The sequence below is a fragment of the Capnocytophaga genosp. AHN8471 genome (genome assembly GCF_016806945.1).
GTDB lineage: Bacteria > Bacteroidota > Bacteroidia > Flavobacteriales > Flavobacteriaceae > Capnocytophaga > Capnocytophaga periodontitidis.
Genome location: NZ_JAESPJ010000032.1, coordinates 1 through 16,665 on the forward strand (window position 1 = coordinate 1; position 16,665 = coordinate 16,665).

The window sequence follows — 16,665 nt, forward strand, 5'->3', positions numbered from 1 at the left end:
TTACAAAACTGTAAATCAATATTCTGTTATATCGAACTGATGTTAATTTAACGTGAGTTCGGCATAAGTAATTATTTAACAATCAACAAAATATTTTTAATTTCCCACGAATTACACGAATTTTCACGAATTTGAGAGTGCATAAAAGTCTTTATTTTTTTATTATCTCACGAATTTTCACCTGACGGTGAATTATTTTGTGAATATATTATGTTACAAAACTGTAAATCAATATTCTGTTATATCGAACTGACGTTAATTTAACGTGAGTTCGGCATAAGTAATTATTTAACAATTAGCAAAATATTTTTAATTTCCCACGAATTACACGAATTTTCACGAATTTGGGAGTGCTTAAAAGTCCTTATTTTTTTATTATCTCACGAATTTTCACCTGACGGTGAATTATTTTGTGAATATATTATGTTACAAAACTGTAAATCAATATTCTGTTATATCGAACTGACGTTAATTTACTAATTTTCTCATTTGCTAATTACCAAAGCTTTCTCTTCCCCAAAAGAAAGGCGGTTGAATACCTAAAGCGCGGAGGTAAGTATAGCCTTGTCCGCGGTGGTGACTCTCGTTTTCAATGAAGTATAATATCCATTGGGCAAAGCTGAAAGTCATTTGATAAATAGTAAACGGTTGGGTATAATCACCTACTTTTTGCCATTCACGGTCGAGAATTTCAGTAGCTCTGTCCCACAAAGTCAATACTTCCGCTTTGGTAGTAGGAAAGTCTCCTTCTAAGAAAAGCGTGTGTTGCTCCTGAAATCTTTCTTTAAAAAGATAGTCCATAACTCTCAAAAACTCTTCTACCATTTCTGAAAACGGACGCAAGTTTGCAATGTTGAACTCAAAGAGGTCTTTCTCGGGGAAAGCCTCAATCACTTTGCGGGTGAGGGCACGTACATCTTTTAGATTAGTGAGCAGTGCTTGTGGTGTAAGTAATTCTTTCATTATTATTTTTTAGTTATCATTTCTACAAATTGGTCGAACAAATAGGTAGCATCGTTGGGGCCTGGAGCGGCTTCGGGGTGATACTGCACACTGAAACATTTCTTCCCTTTTACTCGCAATCCCATTACAGTATTGTCGTTTAGGTGGGTATGGGTGATTTCGACATTAGGATTAGCTTCTGCCTCTGCTCTATTCACCGCAAAACCGTGGTTTTGTGAGGTAATCTCGTCCTTACCGGTAAGCAAATTTTTCACGGGGTGGTTGATACCGCGGTGACCGTTGTGCATTTTATAAGTACTAATGCCATTGGCTAATGCAATAATTTGATGCCCTAAGCAAATGCCAAAAATAGGTAAATCCTCATCAATCATTTGTTTTACTTGAGCAATGACCTCGGTAAGCGGTTCGGGATCGCCAGGTCCATTAGACAAGAAATAGCCATCGGGATTCCATGCTTTAAGCTCAGCTAAAGGCGTGTTGTACGGGAATATTTTGATGTACATATCACGGGCTGCCAAGTTGCGCAAGATATTTCGCTTGATGCCAAAATCGAGTGCTGCTACTTTGTACTTCGCTTCAGGATTGCCAAAAAAATAAGGTTCAGTAACTGACACTTTTGATGCCAATTCTAAACCTTTCATATTAGGAACCTCTTGTAAACGAGCTTTGAGTAGTGCTAAATCATCAGTTTCAGTGGAAATAACAGCATTCATTGAGCCATTGTCGCGAATGTAGCTGACTAAAGCACGTGTATCAACTTCGCAAATAGCTACTAAGTGGTTACGGTCTAAAAAATCTTTTAAGGTTTCCTCAGCAAGGGGGCGGGAGGCATCATAACTAAAATTTCTGCAAACCAGCCCTGCAATTTTCATACCACTTGATTCGTAATCATCGGCGGCAATGCCATAATTACCAATATGAGCATTGGCAGTAACCATAATCTGACCAAAGTATGAGGGATCAGTAAAAATTTCTTGATAGCCCGTCATACCTGTATTGAAACACACTTCGCCAAAAGCAGTGCCTTCATAACCAACACTTTTGCCATAAAAGGCAGTGCCATCGGCAAGGAGTAATACTGCTTTTTTCTTTTGTTGATACTTCATTGTGCTATTTCCTTAATTTGAGCGCAAAGGTACAAAATAATTAACAAATAGCAAGGAATGAGGAAGATTTTTTTAATCAGAAAGTCCTAAATCTTCTATTGCCATTTCCTCGTCATCGTGAGTTTCTTCAGCTTTTTTAGCTACAATTTTCTCGATACGGCGATCGTTGAGATTGTATTGAGCTAATAAATTATCTAAATCGTCTAAGAAAGATTTGGTAATCGCTACTTTTAAATTGCCATTTTCCATATTGAGATGGATATTCTCTGTTTGATGATGTACCACAAAATAAATAGGCTGGTTACCTTTGTGTTTTTGCAGTAAATCTCTGTAATCGGTAATGAATTTTGGGGTAATATCCTTAATATTTACGTGCAAAGTAAGTTTCTTAGCAAGACTTTCCATTACATCTTGTAACTGCATCATTTGCATAAACTGTATACGAGGTTCGCCTCTTTGGTTGGTTTCTCTATTGAGGAATCCTTCTACTACTTTGAATTTGACATACAAAAACGCTCCAGATACCATATACTTTTGATAGTTCAAATAATCATCTCCAAAGAGTTTAAACTCGTAAGAGCCGTCGTAATCCTCAAGGGTGAGAAAGCCGTACCCTTTTCCGTTCTTAGCCGTACGATGTTGCAAGTCGGCTACCATACCCGCTACTGTAAGTTCGCGATTGATAAAAGGTTGTAAGTCTTGCAATTCCGATAGACTGATATTGCAGAAATTGTGTAATTCGTGTTTGAAATCGTCGAGCGGATGTCCTGAGATATAGATACCTACCACCTCCTTTTCACGGCGCAACTGCTCAAGGTTGCCCCACGTTTCACACTTAGGTACCGCAGGTTCGGGAATATCTACTTCACTCTCTCCTCCAAAGAGACTCATTTGGGCAGAGTTCTTACTCTCTTGGTATTTGGTACCAAAACGAATGGCTTTTTCGAGGAATGGAATACCATCGGCTTCGGCGTGGAAGTACTGAGCGCGGTGTACATTGGTAAACGAGTCAAAACCTCCTGCCAAGGCGATACTTTCAAAGGCTTTTTTGTTGATACTCTTATAATCTACACGTTTTGCCAAATCGAAAATAGAGGTATAAGGACGCTCTTGGCGTTGTTCTACAATCGTATCGACAGCAGCTTTTCCTACCCCTTTTACAGCCCCCATACCGAAGCGTATATCACCATTTTTATTTACGGTAAATTTGTACAACGATTCATTTACATCAGGAGGTAACACCTTGATACCCATTCGGTGACACTCTTCGAGGAAGAAAGTAATCGTTTTGATGTCGTTCATATTATTAGACAATACCGCTGCCATATACTCGGCAGGGTAATTGGCTTTGAGGTAAGCAGTTTGATACCCCACCCACGCATAACAGGTGGAGTGCGATTTATTGAACGCATAAGCGGCAAACTTCTCCCAGTCTGCCCATATCTTTTCGAGTTTTTGGGCGTCGTGACCTTTTTCGGAGGCTTGGGTAATGAACTTAGGTTTCATCTTGGCTAGCACGGCTATTTGTTTCTTACCCATCGCCTTACGGAGCACGTCGGCTTCACCTTTGGTAAAACCTGCCAATTTCTGCGATAGCAACATCACCTGCTCTTGATAAACGGTAATTCCATAAGTTTCTTTGAGGTATTCCTCCATATCGGGGAGGTCGTACTCAATAGGCTCAATACCGTGTTTCCGCTTGATAAAACTAGGAATGTACTCCAATGGGCCTGGACGGTAGAGAGCATTCATCGCGATAAGGTCGGCAAAGACGGTAGGTTTAAGCTCTCGCATATATTTCTGCATACCGGTGGACTCGTATTGGAAAATCCCGACCGTTTCACCGCGCTGGAAGAGTTCGTAAGTCTTTTTATCGTCGAGCGGAAAAGCCTCTGCATCCAGCTCTATATTATGCGTTTGTTTGATATTTTCAATAGTATCTTTGATAAGTGTGAGGGTACTGAGCCCCAAGAAGTCCATTTTCAGCAACCCTGCGCTCTCTACTACCGAGTTATCGAACTGAGTCACAAATAGGTCGGAATCTTTGGCTAAAGCTACCGGCACAAAGTTGGTGATATCATCGGGGGTGATAATTACCCCACAAGCGTGGATACCCGTGTTGCGCACCGAACCTTCAATAATATTTGCCTGCTGAATGGTTTGAGTACTCTCCTCCTCCCCTTCTCCTGCCAAAAGACGTTTCAGTTCGTCTACTTTTGGCAGTTCTTCACTGCGCACTTTTTCTTTGAGGGTTTTATCGTCCCAACCGAACATCTTCCCTAAAGATGACACTCCATTAGGCACCAATCCTGCTAATCTATTCGACTCTTGTAGAGGTACATCTAATACACGAGCCGTATCTTTGATAGCCGATTTAGCAGCCATTTTACCATAGGTAATAATCCGCGCTACCTGACTCTCACCATACTTGTCAATCACATAGTTGATAACATCTTGGCGACCTGAGTCCTCAAAGTCGATATCAATATCGGGCATAGACACACGGTCGGGGTTGAGGAAACGCTCAAAGAGGAGGTCGTACTTAATAGGATCCATATTGGTAATATCCAAACAAAACGCCACTGCCGATCCTGCAGCCGACCCACGACCAGGGCCTACCGATACACCCATCTTCCGCGCTGCGGCGATAAAATCTTGTACGATAAGGAAGTAACCTGGGTAACCTGTTTTTTCAATAATAGAAAGCTCAAAATCCAAACGCTCCCGCACCTCATCGGTAATTTCAGGATATTTGCGTTTAGCCCCTTCATAAGTAAGATGACGCAAATAGTTGTTTTCTCCTTTTTTGCCTGTAGGGTCGTCTTCCACCTGAAATTCTTCGGGTATATCAAACTTAGGCAAGAGGATATCACGCACCAATCCGTAGGGTTCTACCTTGTCGATAATTTCTTGAATATTGAGAATCGCCTCAGGAATATCCTTGAAGAGCGCCTTCATTTCTGTGGTAGTTTTGAAATAATACTCGTTGTTAGGCATTCCAAAACGATAGCCACGACCGCGCCCAATAGGTGTTTTCTGCTTTTCGCCATCTTTCACACACAATAGAATATCGTGGGCATTGGCATCTTTTTTATGTAGATAAAAGGTATTGTTAGTAGCAATGAGTTTCACCCCGTATTTCTTAGAAAACTCTACAAGGGTTTCGTTTACGCGGTTTTCATCTTCTTGGTTGTGGCGCATCATCTCTAAATAGAAATCCTCGCCGAACTGCTCTTTCCACCACAAGAGCGCCTCTTCCGCCTGCTTGGTACCAATGTTTAATATTTTTGATGGCACTTCGCCATTCATACCTCCTGAGAGTATTATTAGGTCGCTTTTGTACTGCTCTACAATCGCCTTATCTATACGAGGTACATAGTAAAAGCCCTTAGTAGAAGCGATAGAAGCCATTTTAGTAAGATTGTGATAGCCTTGTTTGTTTTTAGCTAAAATCACCACTTGGTAGCCGTTGTCTTGTCGGGTTTTATCTAAGTGATTTTCACAGATATTGAACTCACAACCTATAATAGGTTTGATGAGCGTTTCGGTAGGGGTTTCGCCCTTTTCTTGAGCCTCTTTGTTTTTAGCGTCCGCTTCTTTGTTATGCCCTTGTACGGCTTGCACAAAGTGAAAGGCAGCCATCATATTGCCACTATCGGTAAGCGCCACGGCAGGCATCTTCTCTTTGGCAGTGATTTTTACGAGGTCTTTTATAGACGTAGTAGATTGTAATATAGAGTGTTGTGTGTGGTTGTGCAAATGGGCAAACACCGCATTTTCTAACAATGAAGCATCGGCGTGAGGTTCGGTAGTTTGCGCAGTGCTACTGCTTTTTCGCAAGGCATCGGAAGCCTCTTTGAGGTTCACGTGTTTGAGTCCGATAAGACCTATAGGCGAGGTGTGATGCCCTTGAAATTCTTTGATATAGTCGTTGCTAAAAGTACCTTCTTGAAAGCCTTCACCGCACCGTATCAATTCAAAGAAACAGCGCGTAGTTGCTTCCACGTCGGCAGTGGCATTGTGCGCCTCGGCAAAGGGTACGCCAAAGAGGAAAGAGTGCAACTCGGTGAGGGTGGGCAACTTATAGCGTCCTCCTTTTCCGCCAGCTATCTGACAGAGGTTGGCAGTTGCCTCAGTACAAGTGTCGATTACGGGCATCTGCGTAAGCGGACTCTCCACCCCATAGCGGTGAAACTCAGCCCCCATAATATTGATATCAAAGCCTATGTTTTGTCCTACCACGTATTTTGCCTTGCTGAGTGCCTCGTTGAACGCTTTGAACACCTCGGCAATAGGTACCCCTTGTGCTTCTGCTAATTGGGTAGAGATACCGTGTACTTTTTCGGCATCATAAGGCACATCAAAGCCATCGGGCTTTATCAAAAAGTCCTGATGTTCTATGAGTGCGCCCCACTGGTCGTGCAATTGCCAAGCAATCTGCACGGCGCGAGGCCAGTTATCACTATCGGTAAGGGGGGCATCCCAACGGCGGGGTAAACCCGTGGTTTCAGTATCGAATATTAAATACATTTTCGTTTAGATAAGAGGTAAGAGATAAGAGTTTATTTTGTGAGGGCAAAGGTAGGGAATAATTTTAAATTTTGAGTGGTATTACTGTAGAGCCCATCCCCATTTATCTTTATTCTTATCAAATGAAAGAATAGCTTTAGCTTTTATTGTTTGGTTATTTTCCCATTGATTTTTCTCAATAAGTTTTTTATGAACAAAAACATCTCCAACAAAACCAGCTCCAGAGGGGATAATTTTGAGTTTTCCTTCTACAATTTTTACAGCTTCACAATCATCCTCATTTCCTTTTTGAGCTGAAAGAAGCTTATAAGCTTTTTTAAACTCATCAAAAGCTTCTAATCTCACTTTTAATACTTCTCCTTTTTTAAGCGTTTTCAGAATTTTGTCATACTTAAAGAAGCCACTTTTAGAAATATCTTTTATGAAATTAGCTATTTTTTTCTCCTCATTTACACTCGTTATAAGTACCATCTCTTCAGGAGTATCTTGATAGAACAAGGCTTCTGCTTGACTTTTATACTGATTATACAAGACATAATTATTTTTCAAAGGTTGAGCTTGTGTATACCAAGACTCTTGTTGCCATTTTTGTATTTCTATAGGTACTTTATGATTGCTTTCTTGTTTTTCTTTTAAAACAAATTCTATTTCAGTACGTGCTTCATTGAACAATTTTCTTTCTATAAGTTCTTTAGCAAGAAGTACACGTATTTTTCCTAAAAAACCTTCTTGAGTTCTCAAAGTTAAGGCTTTACACAAACAAGCAAATGACAGTCCTTTATCAGTCATTATTTCACTCATTAATTGCCATACCCAGAAGTCATTTTGTTTCTTCTTAGCAAATGGCAAGAAAGTATCTAAAACCTCTTCCTTATTTGAAAGCAACTCCAATTCCATTTTAGTTTTAAAGTATGGAAGAAAAATATAATTAGGGTGTGCTTCTATCCATTGGGTTAAGGTAGGTAAAAAACTTCTAATATGTTCTTTGTTAACCTTATACTCTACAAATCCAAATTCATTAGGCACTGCATCACCTTGCGATATTTTTTTGCTGTAGGCAATATATATTTGTTCTGCTAAAGGCATCATTTTCCTACCATTATAGTCTTTAGATAAGAAGTCTTCAGGACGTAAGAAGTTTAAGCAACCAGCTATTACCTCTATATACTGATAAGAATTCTTATACGTTTTATGTAACTGCTCTATCAAAGCAGAAAATGCCTCTGATGGAAGAGTAAAATAGATACCTTTTAGACTATCAAACAATAGATTAGCCTGTTGATAATTTACATTTCCTTGTTTACGAAGAGCTGAAAACATTTTGATATACTGCCAAAGCAAATTGTTAAAAATATCCACTTCATTAGGAGGAAACTGTAGTTTCTTGAGATTTTGCACATTGGTTAAGAACGCATTTAAATTATTTTCTTCAACTGCTTTTTTAGCATAATCATAATACACCCATCCTAAGGCTCTCTTTTTGTAAATATCAAAAGGAGCTTTGTTGTATTCATCTAAAGCCATAGTATAGGCTTCTTGCAATCTTCCTGCTTTTCGGTGTTCTTTTATTTGATTAGAGGACATATTCTTTTAGTTTTTGGATTAATAATTGTAATTTTTGGTCATTAGTCCCATTCATAGATTTAGGCATAGCTCTTGTAAGTTGTTCTTTATTGTTAAAATAAAATTGTATGTATGCCCCTTTTCCATTATCGGTTTTCAAACAGTAAAGCACTATATAGTTAGCTGGCTTTTCTTCTATATTGGTGATCATAACCTCAGTGTCTTCACAAACAGACCGCATTAGTCCGTAGAGTTTCTCAAAAAGAGGAGTAGAAGGTGTGTAATCTATTTCAAATATAACATCAGTATTAGGTTTATTAAGCAATGTTAATACCTCAGCTTGCCAAGCTGTAGCATTGTAGTGTAAAGGCTTAAAATCATTAAAAACACCTGCACCTGAATGAAAGGCATCAAAAGTATCTATCTGTTCTCCATTACTGATTGTGTAACGTTCTTGATAATCTCCTTTACTTTCTACTCTTTCCACTTTGTAAGGTGTATTCTCCAAGTTAGCTATAATTTCCCAGTATTTTAAACTTTTAACACGATGTTGTCCTTCAGTATGAAAAGGAGATAGAAGTACATTTTTTAAACTAAATGTTTCATTAGGCATTTTAGATATAGCTCCTATTTGATTTATTTGAAAGGAAGAGAAACAAGTGGTATGGGGTGCATTTGCTGCATAGCATTTATTTACAGCTCGTGTAGTAGCCGTATAGCTCCAGCGTAAGGCGTCATTGTTAAGCCCTGTACGCCCATAATAGTCTACAAAGGTAGTATCCCATTCTCCCCCTTGTGCTTTATGACAAGTAATTGCATAGCCGTATTTTACACGCAAAGCATTGAAAAATAAATCATTTTTAAGTGCTTCTTTGAATTCATTGGAATCTTCTTTATATTTTCCTTTATTTTCTTCTCTAAAACGTATAACAAAGTCAATATACAAAGCTTTCTTCTCAATAGGTGTCAAATCGCGAGCTGTAGAATTAAGTAAAGAATCTATAATATAGCATTCTAATTCTTTATCAGTTTCTTCTAATTTAATTCTCACTTTTCTGAAATACAGATCAACATAACATACCTCCTTATTATCGAATACACGAATTTTAGGATGTGTTATAATGTAATCACTTACATCAATCACTTGTAACATATCACCATTAAAAACATCAATTCCTTGTACGCGACAATTCTGATTAATAAGCAAAATATCACCTGTTACAATATTAGGGCTGTTAGGATATATTTTAGAACGGATGCTTAAGTTATAATGTAAGCATTGTCCATTTGAAAAAGCAATTACTACACCTTGTCCTAACTCAGGCATCGGGAATAAGTCAGTATAAAGTTCTGCTATTTCTTTACTTTCTATTTTGATGAAAGTATCATCATAATCAAATGCTAATTCTGTTTTTTTCTTTAGTTCTATCAAGTTTCGAATCTTAGTAGCATTCTTAAGTATCAGATTATCGGTTTGGCGTACTACTTGTGTCATCTCTGCCTGCATTACCTTCAATCCTTCATTTTCAAAAAAAGTAGCTTCCAAAGCGTAAGAAGTTTCATCAGTAACAGGTGGTAACTGAGCAGGGTCGCCTACAAAAATAATTTTATTAGCAGATTGTTTTACTCTGCTAAAGGTAAGTAAGTCTTGGAGAAGTATATCAGTACCAAACTGAAAAAACTCCTGTTTACTTTCTTTATTAGAGATCATAGAAGCCTCATCTACAATAAAAACCCGTCTTTCACTATCTTCTTCAAGTCTGATGGGATAAATATACTCATAAGTATTTTCATCATTTTCAAGACGGTCAAACTTATAAATACTTTTATGAATAGTTGCCCCTTGTCCTACTTTTTTTCGTAGAATTTTAGCTGCACGACCCGTTGGTGCCATTACTTGGCACTGTTTTTTCTCTTCTTGTAAGTATTTTACTAATCCTTTTAGTAAGGTAGTTTTACCACTACCCGCATATCCTTTTAGGATAAATATTTTAGCATCCGAGTTGAGAAACTCAGTTATCTTTTCCAATGCATTATGCTGGTCATCGGTAAGAGTAAGGTTCTGAAAATGGTCAAAAATGGTAGGCATAATTTCTTAAATTATTAAGAAGTAAAAAATCTTTGATGATATTCTGTTGGTAGCCATTGTGGTATTTTTTTCACGCTGCAAAGATAATTAGCTTTTATTACTCTTCCAAATATTTTATGTTAAAACTCATATTACCAAACTTTTCTTTATCTTTGCCTATCTAAATCATTTTTCTATGGCTCAAAAATATTATGTTTTCAGTGGTTTGGGCGCTGATGAAAGGGTCTTTAAAAACCTATCATTCGGCGATGCTGAAGTAGAACATATCCAATGGATACCGCCTTTGGCTACTGAAACACTTGCTCAATACGCCCAGCGCATCGCTCAACGAATTACGGCTCCTTATTCTGTGCTTGTGGGACTCTCTTTCGGGGGGATGGTGGCTGTAGAAATCGCTAAAATATTACCCGTAGAAAAGGTGATTTTGATTTCCTCAGCAAAAACACGTGATGAACTGCCTCTATCGTACCGTTTTTTAGGAAGATTGCGCTTACACAAATTTTTTCCTTATTCACTGATGAAGAGAGCTAATGCATTCACTTATTGGTTGTTTGGAGTAGATACTCCTGAAGATAAAGCCCTGCTAAAAAGTATTTTAGAAGAGACTCCTACTTCTTTTTTGCGTTGGGCGATAAATGCTATTATAGGGTGGCAAAATACTGAAATCCCTACGAATTTTATTCACTACCACGGCGATAACGACCACATACTTCCTTTTAGATATATCAAAAACGCACAGCAAGTGGTAGGTGGCGGACACTCAATGGTGCTCTCTTTAGGCAAAATATAAAAACTTTTCCTTATATTTGCGCGATTTTATGAAAAAACGTCTTTTACATACCTTTCATTTTCTAAAACAAAAAGTCCGCAAGCACCCTATCAAAACAGCAATACTGTTATGCTGCCTTGTGTGGTATGCTTTCTGTCTACCTCGTCAGCTCTTCCCACAACCTTATGCCACGGTGTTGGAAAGTAGCGAGGGTAAATTACTTGGGGCTAAGATTGCGGACGACGGACAATGGCGCTTCCCCGAAGTAGACAGTGTGCCCTACCGCTTTAAAATGTCAGTATTGCAGTTCGAAGATGCTCATTTTTATTACCATTGGGGGGTAAATCCCATATCGGTAGTCAAGGCTCTCTATCGCAATGTGAGCAGTGGTAAAGTACAGCGCGGGGGCAGCACGCTCACCCAACAGGTGATACGCATTGCTCGTGAGCACCAACAGCGCACTTATTTCGAGAAACTCATCGAAATGATATGGGCTACCCGCTTGGAGTTCCGTTATTCTAAGGAGAGCATCCTCAAACTCTACGCCTCTCACGCGCCCTTTGGTGGCAACGTTGTGGGACTCGATATGGCAGCCTGGCGTTACTTTGGTGTCGCTCCTCATCAGCTTTCGTGGGCACAATCGGCTACATTAGCAGTCTTGCCTAATGCTCCCAGTCTCATCTTTCCTGGTAAGAACCAAGAACGTCTCTTGCAGAAACGCAATGCGTTGCTTTACAAACTCCTCCTTAAAAATATCATCGATAAGGAAACATACGATTTGGCGCTCCTCGAGCCTCTTCCTGCTGAACCTCACCCTATTCCTCAACTCGCACCTCACCTGCTTATTTTTGCTTCTAAAACCCAAGAAGGCGAGCGCATTAGCTCTACGGTGTCGTTAAACTTGCAAGAGAAGGTAAACAGTCTTGTAGCTGGGTATTACACCCACTACTCGCAATCTGAAATCTACAATATAGCAGCTTTGGTGGTAGAGGTAAAAACGCGCAAAGTGCTCGCCTACGTAGGCAATACCCCTACCGATACCGACCATCAAAAAGATGTGGATATCGTGCACGCTCCTCGCAGTACGGGTAGTGTGCTCAAACCTTTTCTCTATGCAGCGATGTTGCACGAGGGAGAACTCCTCCCCACCCAGTTAGTACCCGATGTCCCTACTCAAATAGGAGGCTATTCACCTCAGAATTTTAGCAATAGTTTTGAAGGTGCTGTCTCTGCCGATATGGCTTTAGCCAAATCGCTAAACATTCCGTTTGTATGGCTCTTAAAGCAGTTTACTACCTATCGTTTCTACGATGTCTTACAACACTTGCAACTGAAAAACATCAACCGCCACCCCGACCATTATGGTCTTTCCATTATACTCGGAGGTGCCGAGAGCAATCTGTGGGATTTGGCTCAGGCGTATACCAATCTGGCTTCGGAAACGGAAGTCTTTGCGCGCACTCAGCACTATCGTACTAAGGAATTTCAGCACTTGCGTTATACCGATACTGCCCCCTTAGATTTCGGAAAAAACACTCGCGAACTACCTACACTTAGGGCGGGAGCGCTCTACAAGATGTTCAGTGCAATGAAGGAAGTGAACCGCCCTACCGATGATATAGCGTGGCGCTACTACGAGTCGTCGCGCAAGATAGCGTGGAAAACGGGTACCAGCTTTGGCAATAAAGATGCGTGGGCGATTGGTGCTACGCCTCAATATGTGGTGGCGGTGTGGGTAGGCAATGCCACAGGCGAAGGACGTCCCACCCTCACAGGGGCTACCTATGCCGCTCCGGTGATGTTCAGTATCTTCAACGCCCTCCCTCCTACTTCGTGGTTTTCAGAACCCTTAGACGACCTGCGCGAGGTATCCGTCTGTGCCAATTCTGGTTTCCTTGCCAAACCCGAATGCCCTAAGCAAACAGTACTCAGCACTCTCGCTCCCAAGGAAGTGGGGCAATGTCCTTATCATAAGCTCGTACACCTCGACCGTGATGAGCAGTACCAAGTAAACACCTCGTGCGAGTCTCCACAAAACATTGTAAACAAAGCGTGGTTCGTGTTACCTCCCGTAATGGAATGGTATTACAAACAGCAACACATTCACTACAAGCCACTTCCCCCCCTACGTCCCGATTGCACACAAGGCAATCTGCAAAGGGGCTTGGATTTCGTTTACCCCAAACACCAAAGCGTACTCTACACCACTAAAACTTTTGGAGGCGAGCAACAACCCTTTACAGCAAAGGCTGTCAATCGCGAAGTCAAGGTTTTTTGGTATTTAGACGATGCTTTTCTCGGCACCACCGAAACCTTTCACGAAATGAATATCTTTGCTTCCAAAGGCGACCACACACTGAGGATTATCAACGAAAAAGGGGAGGAAAGAGTAATTAGTGTGATGTGTAGGTAGCCACTAAAACCTTGCTAATTAACTAATTATTTGTACTTTTGTCCTTTCAAAATAAAAATTATGAACAGACTCTCATATTTTATTACTTTCATTGTAGTTTTAACCTTCACCTCTTGTGATGCATGGCGAGAAAAACAAAAGAAAGAAAGCATCAGGCGTGCTACCGAAGAGTGCGCTCAGAAAACGCATATCAATGGATTTGCAATATACTTTCACGACTATACTAAAGACACTTTGCTCCCCATTGAGATTAAAATTAAGCATTATCGCAACGGTAATACAGAAACTATTCGTGACACCGTTCCTACTCAAAAAAATTATCAAACCTATAGAGATTATTATTTAGAACACTCTATTGCATTAGAAGATACTGTATGGGTGAGTACTCCTAAGCAAAAAACTAAGAAAATCTATGGTTTTGAATATCAAGTATTCGCTTGTTATACAATGTTCAGCGCTCAGTATTGTTGTGGTTTCAGAGCAATGACTACAGAAGGAGACGAAAATAAACATAATGTTGTACATTTTTATTACAACAAGTAAAATATCATTAGCTATATAAACAAATATGTACGATTCTTTAAAAAATCATTTTCGGCAAGCTCTTCCTTTTACTGAGGAAGAACTCAGCGCGGTAGACCATTTTTTTGAAGAGCGCATCTTTGCTAAAAAAACAATGCTTTTAGAAGCTCCTCAACCTTGCAAACACCTATTTTTCATAGAGAAAGGCTGTGTGCGCCATTTTCACACCAAAGATGATGGAACGGAGAAGACCTGTGATATTTCACTTGAAAATCAATGGACAACTGCTTTTATGAGTTTTAATAACGGTACCCCTTCCAATCTGTCGTTGCAAGCCTTAGACGAGACCACCGTTTATTGTATCAGTAAAGAACAACTCTTTGCCCTTTATGCTCTGCACCACAACTTTGAGACTTTCGGCAGGTTGATGGCAGAACAAATCTTGCAGCGCGCCACCGATACCGCTATGTATCTTGCTGCCGATAAACCCGAAGAGCGCTTTCAGCATCTGTTGCACTCACGCCCTGAACTCTTTCAGCGAGTACCACAGAAGTACATTGCCAATCTACTAGGTATCAGCCCTGAAAGTTTAAGCCGATTGCAAAAACGTATACACACAAAAAAATCTTAACTTAAGTCAACGAGTGAGGAGCTCATTGCGCCGTACTTTTGCCCCAAATTTAAAAAAGAACGCGTAATGAAAACACTTAATGATTATCAAATCGCCTTAGACGATGTAATGGAATTCATCGACAACGACCTTTTGCAAGCCAAACTTCCTGAAGTAGAAACTGATTACAAGGAAAACCCTTCCCTTCTGAACAAAGTGCGCCTAGGAATTATCTATCACGAAGTAGCCCTAAATTTAGGCTTTTTTAGCAAGCAGTACAAAGGCTATGCGCAAAAGAGTCTCACTATTTTATCAGAATGCAAAGCCAATCCCGAAACACCTGAGGCATTACAACCTTTTATCCTTTCTTACAAGGCTTCGGCAATGGCTTTGGTAGCTGGCGAAACTTTCAAGCTCTCACTTATCGGCAAGAGTTTTAAGCTTTTTGAAACGGCTATTAAAAAATACGGAGAGGTGCACTATCTTCCTGAATTTATGCGCGGTAGCGTAGCCGAGAACTTACCTTGGTTTTATTTCAGCAAGCGTGCTTTAGCTAAAATTGACTTTGAAAATATTATCCGAAAAGAAGCCCAAAACCCCGAGTACGCTTCGTGGAAGATAATGAGTTTTGTGTATTGGGCTTGGGCAAAGCAACACCCTCAGCGCAAATACCGCGTGCAAGCCATAGCCTATCTACAAAAAGCTATAGAGCTTGACCCTCACTATTTAGCAGGGCGCAAACGCTCGGAAGAGCTACTTTCTCAATTCACAATTGACAATTAAGAATGAACAATCACACACTTTGCCAAAGTTAATTGCCCGTCGTGTTACGACTGCCTATGCAGCTCGCACCTTTGGCAAAGTTTTTTACTTCTACCCCGTAAAATCTTGCTAATTTTCTAATTATTTGTACTTTTGCAAATCGACAAATTAGCAAATTAAACTAATGATTACACAATTACAAGGAAAACTCGTAGAAAAGAACCCTACTCACGTAGTAATCGACTGCCACGGGGTGGGCTATTTCGTAAATATCAGCTTAAATACTTATTCAGCACTACCCGAAGGCGAAGCCATTAAACTATACACCTATTTGCAAATAAAAGAAGACGCCCACACGCTCTATGGCTTCCTCTCCAAAGCCGAACGTGAAGTGTTTGTATTGCTCCTTTCGGTATCGGGAGTAGGTGCTAGTACTGCCCGCACGATGCTCTCATCGCTGACCGCTGCACAAGTGCGCAATGCTATCATCAATGGCGAGGTTGCTACCATTCAAGCAGTAAAAGGCATAGGGGCTAAAACAGCCCAACGCGTAGTACTCGACCTCAAAGACAAGATGCTCAAGCTTCAAGACTTTGAAGAGGTGCCTATGAACACTATAAGCACCCACAAAGAAGAAGCTCTTGCCGCCTTAGAAGTATTGGGCTTTATGCGCAAACAAGCCGAAAAAGTAGTCGATATCATTATCAAATCAAGCAACAAAGAGCTTTCAGTAGAAGAAATCATCAAGCAAGCCCTCAAGCGCTTGTAAAAAAAATTCGTCATTCGTAATTTGTCATTCGTAATTATTTTCGTATCTTTGCCCGCTAATTGATTGATAGAATGAAATATCTCTTATATATACTCTTGGCTTTCACTGCTGTAAGTTGTGGTATTTACAACTTCACAGGAGGAAGCACAGGCGATGCTAAAACCTTTCAAGTGAACTTCTTCCGTAACGATGCACCTTTAGTAGAACCTGGGCTCGACCGTGATTTTACCATAGCCCTACAAGATTTGATTAACAACCAAACCAACCTCAGCCTTACCGACCGCAATGGCGACCTTGTATACGAAGGCGAAATTGTAGAGTTCAACATTACCCCTATGACAGCTACCTCAGGACAAACTGCCGCCCAAAACCGTCTTACTATCAGCGTAAACGTACGCTTCACCAATCACAAAGAAGATAAAAAAGACTTTGAAAAACGCTTTTCTTTTTACTACGATTACCCCGCTGCAAGTCAGTTGAGTTCAGTAAAAGGAGAGGCTATTCCACAGATATTCGAACGTATCACCCAAGATATTTTCAATGCCTCACTCGCCGATTGGTAAATCAAC

General features: G+C 40.2%; 12 protein-coding genes. 7 read left to right on the top strand and 5 right to left on the bottom strand.

The genetic code is table 11. The features are described from left to right. Window positions 1-492: 492 nt before the first annotated feature. From JMN12_RS13655 to JMN12_RS13675, 5 genes are all read right to left on the bottom strand, one after another. Window positions 493-963, bottom strand: coding sequence for a DinB family protein (locus JMN12_RS13655; protein WP_203139792.1), 471 nt, complete (start codon window positions 961-963; stop codon window positions 493-495). Between the two features lie 2 nt (window positions 964-965). After that, window positions 966-2,069: a glutamine-hydrolyzing carbamoyl-phosphate synthase small subunit gene (carA, locus tag JMN12_RS13660; protein ID WP_203139800.1), complete on the bottom strand. Its 1,104-nt coding sequence runs from the start codon at window positions 2,067-2,069 to the stop codon at window positions 966-968. Between the two features lie 72 nt (window positions 2,070-2,141). After that, window positions 2,142-6,599: a DNA polymerase III subunit alpha gene (gene dnaE, locus JMN12_RS13665; protein ID WP_203139802.1), complete on the bottom strand. Its 4,458-nt coding sequence runs from the start codon at window positions 6,597-6,599 to the stop codon at window positions 2,142-2,144. Between the two features lie 81 nt (window positions 6,600-6,680). Continuing rightward, the gene (locus JMN12_RS15375; RefSeq protein ID WP_238423922.1) at window positions 6,681-8,183 is read right to left on the bottom strand and encodes a DUF7017 domain-containing protein; all 1,503 of its coding nucleotides are present in this window, start codon (window positions 8,181-8,183) and stop codon (window positions 6,681-6,683) included. Further along, window positions 8,173-10,251 (bottom strand): ATP-dependent RecD-like DNA helicase, encoded by a 2,079-nt coding sequence (locus JMN12_RS13675; protein WP_203139804.1) that lies wholly within the window; start codon window positions 10,249-10,251, stop codon window positions 8,173-8,175. Before JMN12_RS13675 ends, JMN12_RS15375 begins: the two co-directional genes overlap by 11 nt. 175 nt (window positions 10,252-10,426) lie before the next feature. On the opposite strand from JMN12_RS13675, the gene JMN12_RS13680 reads away from it, so the two are divergent. The 7 genes from JMN12_RS13680 to JMN12_RS13710 all read left to right on the top strand — a co-directional run bounded on the left by JMN12_RS13680 (window position 10,427) and on the right by JMN12_RS13710 (window position 16,659). Then, window positions 10,427-11,041, top strand: a complete 615-nt coding sequence (locus JMN12_RS13680; protein WP_203139805.1) for an alpha/beta fold hydrolase — start codon at window positions 10,427-10,429, stop codon at window positions 11,039-11,041. A 28-nt stretch (window positions 11,042-11,069) separates the two neighbouring features. Beyond that, window positions 11,070-13,433 carry a penicillin-binding protein 1C gene (pbpC, locus tag JMN12_RS13685; protein ID WP_203139807.1) on the top strand — a complete coding sequence of 788 codons (2,364 nt, stop codon included), beginning with the start codon at window positions 11,070-11,072 and terminating at the stop codon, window positions 13,431-13,433. A 60-nt stretch (window positions 13,434-13,493) separates the two neighbouring features. Next, a complete protein-coding gene (locus JMN12_RS13690; RefSeq protein WP_088594851.1) occupies window positions 13,494-13,976 on the top strand; it encodes a hypothetical protein in 483 nt (160 codons plus the stop codon). A gap of 25 nt (window positions 13,977-14,001) precedes the next feature. Further along, window positions 14,002-14,586, top strand: a complete 585-nt coding sequence (locus JMN12_RS13695) for a Crp/Fnr family transcriptional regulator (protein ID WP_088594852.1) — start codon at window positions 14,002-14,004, stop codon at window positions 14,584-14,586. Window positions 14,587-14,652: 66 nt separating this feature from the next. Next, on the top strand, window positions 14,653-15,348 hold the full coding sequence (locus JMN12_RS13700; RefSeq protein WP_009419023.1) for a hypothetical protein: 696 nt from the start codon (window positions 14,653-14,655) through the stop codon (window positions 15,346-15,348). Window positions 15,349-15,511: 163 nt separating this feature from the next. Next, window positions 15,512-16,096, top strand: a complete 585-nt coding sequence (gene ruvA / locus JMN12_RS13705; RefSeq protein ID WP_203139810.1) for a Holliday junction branch migration protein RuvA — start codon at window positions 15,512-15,514, stop codon at window positions 16,094-16,096. Between the two features lie 71 nt (window positions 16,097-16,167). After that, window positions 16,168-16,659 (top strand): LptE family protein, encoded by a 492-nt coding sequence (locus tag JMN12_RS13710; RefSeq protein ID WP_088594854.1) that lies wholly within the window; start codon window positions 16,168-16,170, stop codon window positions 16,657-16,659. Window positions 16,660-16,665 lie beyond the last annotated feature (6 nt).

Coding starts and splice junctions, on each gene's coding strand:
- JMN12_RS13655 (WP_203139792.1), bottom strand. CDS start 963: ATGAAAGAATTACTTACACCACAAGCACTGCTCACTAATCTAAAAGAT.
- carA (WP_203139800.1), bottom strand. CDS start 2,069: ATGAAGTATCAACAAAAGAAAAAAGCAGTATTACTCCTTGCCGATGGC.
- dnaE (WP_203139802.1), bottom strand. CDS start 6,599: ATGTATTTAATATTCGATACTGAAACCACGGGTTTACCCCGCCGTTGG.
- JMN12_RS15375 (WP_238423922.1), bottom strand. CDS start 8,183: ATGTCCTCTAATCAAATAAAAGAACACCGAAAAGCAGGAAGATTGCAA.
- JMN12_RS13675 (WP_203139804.1), bottom strand. CDS start 10,251: ATGCCTACCATTTTTGACCATTTTCAGAACCTTACTCTTACCGATGAC.
- JMN12_RS13680 (WP_203139805.1), top strand. CDS start 10,427: ATGGCTCAAAAATATTATGTTTTCAGTGGTTTGGGCGCTGATGAAAGG.
- pbpC (WP_203139807.1), top strand. CDS start 11,070: ATGAAAAAACGTCTTTTACATACCTTTCATTTTCTAAAACAAAAAGTC.
- JMN12_RS13690 (WP_088594851.1), top strand. CDS start 13,494: ATGAACAGACTCTCATATTTTATTACTTTCATTGTAGTTTTAACCTTC.
- JMN12_RS13695 (WP_088594852.1), top strand. CDS start 14,002: ATGTACGATTCTTTAAAAAATCATTTTCGGCAAGCTCTTCCTTTTACT.
- JMN12_RS13700 (WP_009419023.1), top strand. CDS start 14,653: ATGAAAACACTTAATGATTATCAAATCGCCTTAGACGATGTAATGGAA.
- ruvA (WP_203139810.1), top strand. CDS start 15,512: ATGATTACACAATTACAAGGAAAACTCGTAGAAAAGAACCCTACTCAC.
- JMN12_RS13710 (WP_088594854.1), top strand. CDS start 16,168: ATGAAATATCTCTTATATATACTCTTGGCTTTCACTGCTGTAAGTTGT.